The sequence below is a fragment of the Calditrichota bacterium genome, from assembly GCA_014359355.1.
GTDB lineage: Bacteria > Zhuqueibacterota > Zhuqueibacteria > JANLFK01 > Oleimicrobiaceae > Oleimicrobium.
The window spans coordinates 1-5,395 of the sequence record JACIZP010000367.1; the positions used below are offsets into that span (position 1 = coordinate 1).

The 5,395-nt window shown below is 60.8% G+C and carries 7 protein-coding genes; 5 read left to right on the forward strand and 2 right to left on the reverse strand.

The annotated features are described in order from the left end of the window. Positions 1-130: 130 nt before the first annotated feature. The 5 genes from H5U38_15305 to H5U38_15325 all read left to right on the forward strand — a co-directional run bounded on the left by H5U38_15305 (position 131) and on the right by H5U38_15325 (position 4,222). Positions 131-808 carry a GNAT family N-acetyltransferase gene (locus H5U38_15305; GenBank protein ID MBC7188392.1) on the forward strand — a complete coding sequence of 226 codons (678 nt, stop codon included), beginning with the start codon at positions 131-133 and terminating at the stop codon, positions 806-808. Positions 809-1,177: 369 nt separating this feature from the next. Next, complete coding sequence (locus tag H5U38_15310; GenBank protein MBC7188393.1) at positions 1,178-2,041, forward strand: RnfABCDGE type electron transport complex subunit B; 864 nt, start codon at positions 1,178-1,180, stop codon at positions 2,039-2,041. 28 nt (positions 2,042-2,069) lie between these two features. Continuing rightward, complete coding sequence (locus H5U38_15315) at positions 2,070-2,288, forward strand: NifU family protein (GenBank protein ID MBC7188394.1); 219 nt, start codon at positions 2,070-2,072, stop codon at positions 2,286-2,288. Between the two features lie 35 nt (positions 2,289-2,323). Continuing rightward, a complete protein-coding gene (locus tag H5U38_15320) occupies positions 2,324-3,175 on the forward strand; it encodes a DUF116 domain-containing protein (GenBank protein ID MBC7188395.1) in 852 nt (283 codons plus the stop codon). 18 nt (positions 3,176-3,193) lie between these two features. Continuing rightward, positions 3,194-4,222: a 7-cyano-7-deazaguanine synthase gene (locus H5U38_15325; GenBank protein MBC7188396.1), complete on the forward strand. Its 1,029-nt coding sequence runs from the start codon at positions 3,194-3,196 to the stop codon at positions 4,220-4,222. A 39-nt stretch (positions 4,223-4,261) separates the two neighbouring features. On the opposite strand, the gene H5U38_15330 is transcribed toward H5U38_15325, so the two are convergent. Both H5U38_15330 and H5U38_15335 read right to left on the reverse strand, forming a co-directional pair. After that, on the reverse strand, positions 4,262-5,035 hold the full coding sequence (locus H5U38_15330) for a type III pantothenate kinase (GenBank protein MBC7188397.1): 774 nt from the start codon (positions 5,033-5,035) through the stop codon (positions 4,262-4,264). Between the two features lie 73 nt (positions 5,036-5,108). Next, positions 5,109-5,270 (reverse strand): hypothetical protein, encoded by a 162-nt coding sequence (locus tag H5U38_15335; protein MBC7188398.1) that lies wholly within the window; start codon positions 5,268-5,270, stop codon positions 5,109-5,111. Positions 5,271-5,395: the final 125 nt, after the last annotated feature.

Genomic DNA, 5,395 nt, shown 5'->3' on the forward strand with positions numbered 1-5,395 from the left:
CTCCGGCCGTCATCGGGCCTCAGAAGCGCGCAAAGCAGAAAAAGTCTTGATTCAAACGGAGACATTTAGCGAACCACGGGTGGTTTCCCTGTACCAGGGAGTGGCTCCTAACAGCCGGACCGGAAGGCCGGTGGCTGACAGGACCGACCACCCAGAGGCAGCGCACGGAATGACCATCCAGGAAATGCAACCTACTTTGCCCTTGGCGCGGACGCAGAAGAGAGCTGCAGGCGAGCTCTTGGCGCGAGCCTTTCACTCTGACCCGAGCTTCGTCTTCACGATTCCCGACCCAGTGCGCCGCCAGGAGGTGCTGTCGTGGCTGTTCGAAAGGTTGGTCGCGGCGGTTATGGACTGGGGGCGCGTCCTCACGACTCCATCCCTGGCTGGCGTTGCCCTGTGGTTAGGGCCGGAACGGCAATCGTTGCCGACGTGGAGGTTGGTGCGGTCGGGGTTGACGTTGTTTCCGCTTGTTTGTGGCTGGTCAGCCTTCCGGCGGTTCACAGCCCTGGCCAGGTGGAGCGAGCTCCTGCATCGGCGCACGCTGAGAGGCAGGCATTGGTACCTTTTCGCCATGGGGGTTGAGCCCAGCTGTCAGCGTCTTGGCGTGGGGACGGTGCTCTTGAACTCCGTGCTGCCCATTGCTGATGCCGAGGGGTTGCCCTGCTACCTTGACACTACCAACCTGGCGAACATCGGTTACTACGAACGCTTTGGCTTTGTGGCGGCTGGCGAAGAGACATTCGTAACGGCACGGGGCACGGAGCTCACCATCTGGGGCATGGTGCGTCATCCACAACGTGGGTGGTGAGGTGCTGCATGGTTCCTCATCCGTTCCGTGAGCGACGACTATTCCGAGGTCGCGGCGAGGGGAGGCCGGCGGAGCTCGGGGAAACATCGAGCCGGTGTGTAGCTCACGAGTCCCAAGGGAGCGAATAGCTCGCCGGCGAGCAAGGCCCGCATACTGTCCTCCGGTGTCCTGTTGCTGGCCAGCGTACTCGACATGCGGCAGCGGCGTGCCTTAGAGCTATACTCCGCACACGGCCGACAGGGCGGGAAAATTCCGCTTGATTTTTTGGCATTTTGTCTATAGCTTTGCCTTCAGCGTGTGAACCTGCGGCGCTGGCGGGCCGCAGGAATCGGCAAGAGTGGAATACTGCAACGCAGGACGCGAGAGGCAATGCATCCAACGGTCGTCACGATTTTGGCATCAATGTTAGGACTGGGGGCATTGGGAGCACTGTTTGGGGGCGGGTTGGCGTATGCTGCCAAGAAGTTCGCCGTCAAGGTCGACCCTAAAGTCGAAGCTGTGCAGGCGGTGCTGTGTGGGGCAAACTGCGGGGCATGTGGCTTTCCAGGATGTGCCGCCTTTGCCGAGGCGGTGGTAGCTGGCGCTGCTCCCTATGACGGCTGCATCCCAGGTGGGGCCGATTGTGCCCGGCAGATTGCTGCCATCATGGGCGGTGAAGTCGGGGAGCTGAAGGAAGCACCCGTGGCGGTGGTTTGCTGCCAGGGCGGCCGAGCAGAGGCCGGCGAGCGCTTCATCTATCAGGGCTACGAGGATTGCGAAGCGGCTCAACTCATTGCCGGCGGGGCAAAGGCCTGCATCTACGGGTGCCTGGGTTTTGGCACCTGCGTGAAAGCCTGTCCGTTCGACGCTATGGCGATGAACGACAACGGCCTGCCGGTCGTGTTCGAGGACAAGTGCACCGGCTGCGGCAAGTGCGTGAAGGCCTGCCCCCGGGGTATCATGCAGCTGATTCCGCGCAGCCAACGCATCTACATTGCCTGCAGGTCCCAGGACCGGGGCAAGCAGGTCAAAGAGGTATGCACGGTCGGTTGCACGGGGTGCACCCTGTGTGCCAACCCCAAGACGACGCCTTCGGGTTCCATTCGCATGAACGGCTTCTTGCCAGAGATCGTAAACCCCACGGCGGACGATTTGGAGCAGGCTTTCGCAAAGTGTCCGACCCATAGTTTTGTACGGAGGGGGGAGAAGGTGACCGAGCCACAGGCTCAACCAGAGGAGATGGCGACGAGCTAATGCTCGTCAGACAACAGCGGAGATGACCATGCAAGAGAAGGTCAAAGAAGTGCTCGACAGGATTCGGCCGGCATTGCAGCGTGATGGCGGAGATGTTGAGCTGGTCGAGGTGAAGGACGGTATCGTTTCGGTACGACTGAAGGGTGCATGCGGTGGTTGTCCGATGTCTCAAATGACTTTGAAGATGGGCATCGAACGCGAAATAAAGAGACTGGTTCCCGAAGTCAAGCAGGTGATTGCCGTCTGAGGTCAGATGCACAGACTCGCCGGGGCGCCCAGAGCGTGACAGCCAAGAAGAAAGAGGCGCTGGCCAGACTCGAGATTCGCGACAGACACCTCGGTGACGAATGGCTCGTGCCGGACTGGTCCATGGAAGAGGCGTCTCAGGACCTGCACGTGGGAAGGCGTCTCTTCTTAGGCTTCGCTCTGTTGGCGATGATATGTCTGGGGGCAGGCATATGGCTGGCATGGTACCTGGTCGTGCCCCGGCTGAGTTCTTTTCATCCTTTACTCCCCTATGTGGTGGGGGGAGCTGCGCTGGTAGGGCTCCTCATTGCGCTGCTCTGGTTTGTGCTCACCGCTGTCTCTATTGTGTTCGAGAAGAATTTTCTCGTACTCGTTTTCGGCCGCGAGTTTTCGCTGTCGTTTCTGGCGCCGCTTGTACTTCGCCTTGGGCGCCGATTTGGCATTTCTCGCGACAAGATGAGCCACTCCTTTATTCGCGTGAGCAACTCCTTGATCCGTGCTACCAGGAAGACGGCACAGTGCGACAAACTGCTTATCCTCTTGCCGCGATGCTTGCAGCGCTCGCTCAAGGAGAAGGTTGAGGAGTTGGCGCGCAAGTACGAGTGCGAGGTCTACGTGGCCAGCGGGGGAGAGGCAGCACGGCGCGCCGTTGCGCTCACTCGCCCCTCAGCCATCATTGGCATCGCTTGCGAGCGCGACCTGGTGAGCGGTCTTCAAGATAACGTGACCCGCATCCCCATCATCGCGATCCCTAATAGGCGACCGGAAGGACCGTGCAAGAACACCCTGGTGGACTTTGAGGAGGTAGAGCGGGCGGTGCAGTTCTTTCTCGGTCTCGCCTCCGGTAATGCTCACCGCAGCCGGTCACCCCTTTCACCGCGCGGTTAATCCTAACCCTTACCAGAAATGAGCGGAACTGGCGAGAAGATCCGGGCTTTGGCCCTGTTTTCCGGCGGACTGGATAGCTTGCTTGCCACGGCTGTGATTGTGCGCCAGGGAGTGGAGGTCATCGCCCTGCATTTCGTCACGGGCTTTGCCCCCAAACGGCGGGGTCAAGTGGAGCAGGCGGCGGAAGCTCGGCAGGTGGAGGAGGCAGCAGCCGCAGTGGGAGCGCGGGCAGAAGTGATTGACGTTTCGCACCCCTTTGTAGAGGTGGTGCGCAACCCGCGGCATGGGTATGGCCGCTTCGCGAACCCCTGCATCGACTGCAAAATCTTCATGCTGCGCAAGGCTAAGGAGCTGCTCGTCGGGTATGATGCGCGCTTTGTGCTCACCGGGGAGGTCTTGGGGCAGCGCCCGATGAGCCAGCACCTTCCTGTGTTGAACCTCATTGAGAAGGAGAGTGGTCTGCGAGGGCTTCTCCTGCGCCCGCTTTCGGCAAAACTGCTCAAACCGACAATCCCGGAATTGGAGGGGTGGGTCAACCGCGAGCAGTTGTACGGCTTTAGCGGTCGGTCACGCAAGCCCCAGATCGAGTTGGCGGCGCAGTTGGGCATCACTTCCTACGCTCAGCCGGGCGGAGGCTGCATGCTCACCGACGAGAACGTAGCACGCCGCGTCCTCGACCTCCTCGCTCACAAGGACAGGTCCGCAATCAGCAAAGACGAGCTGCAGCTTTGCATGTATGGCCGCCATTTTCGCATTTCCGACAAGGTGAAAGCCGTTGTTGGCCGCGACGAGTGGGACAACCTGGTAATGGAGCAGTTTACCCCAGGCCGATGGCACCTGCGCGCTGCATCCTATCAGGGGCCGTTGACTATCGTCGACGGCGAGGCGAGCACAGAGGAGCTGACATTGGCTGCCCGGCTCACCGCTCGCTACTGCGATGGCAAGCATGAGAAGAGCGTGGCTGTGCTGGCAGCGCGTGGAGATGAGCAGACCACCCTCCTCGTTTCCCCCCTGCCGGATGCGGAGCTTGCGGGCCTGCGCATTTGATGGCTGCGGCCGCGAGGTGCAGGCGAGGCCTTGACCCGCTTAGCGAGGAAGAGCCACCCGCTGGTAAATGAGACGCATGCCATGCAAGGTCAGATGAGGGTCAAGGCGATAGTCGGCCGGAAGTTTTGGTACCATAACTGGGGCCAGCCCGCCTGTGAGTATCACCTTGGGCGTATCGCCCAGTTCTGCCGAGATTCTCTTCACCAAGCCCTGCACCATCTCCACACTGCCGTACATGAGGCCGGCCTGCATGCTGGTTTCGGTGTTGCGTCCGATTAACCGCTCTGGGAAGCGCAATTCCACCTTCATGAGGCGCGCTGCGCGGAGGTGGAGCGTCTGCAGGGAGGTCTCGATGCCAGGAGCGATGATCCCTCCGAGATAATCCCCCTCCTCAGAGACCACGTCAAAGGTTGTGGCGGTGCCAAAGTCGACGATGATGAGCGGGCCTCCGTAGCGGGCGAAACCGCCCACCGCGTTGCAGAGGCGGTCAGCCCCCACGGTGGAGGGATCGTCGTAGTGGATCTTTATGCCGAGATCGAGACGGGCACTCACCACGATCGGCTCGTGGCGCAGGCGCTCCCTGATCATGGCGTCGATGATGAGCGTCAAGTTGGGGACGACCGAGGAGATGATGCTCGCCTCCACCTGTCTGAGGTCGAGGCCATCGGCAGCGGCAAGCGAGTGCAGCAGAGCCCAGCATTCGTCCGCCGTGCGGCTCACGCTGCTGCTGAAGCGCCAACTATGCAGGAACTTGTCGTCCTGAAAGAGACCTGCCACCACCTGGGTGTTACCGATGTCAACCGTGAGTAACATGTCCTTCGCCACCTTGCCTTCGTCCATCGTTTCTCTAAAGGGTCCGCCTTAGCTCGGGATGCGCTGCCTGGTCTCAGAATGACCCAGGCATAAGCTGGCAATCGCCTGCTACTATGGCGCGCAGTTCACCGGATGCCGTGCGCAGAAGCAGAGCCCCGTCCTCTGCGACATCTTCTGCCACCCCCTCGAGTGTTGAGTGAGGCTCGACGATCCGCACAGGCTTGCCCAAGTGCATGCACCTCTTTCGCCAGGCGCGGAGTAGGCGCGTGAGCTGCCCCGCTTCCAATTCTTTCCACCTTTTCTCCAAGGCGGCCAAAATTGCAGCGAGTAGTGCCATGTCATCGGGGAGTGTGCTCGTGT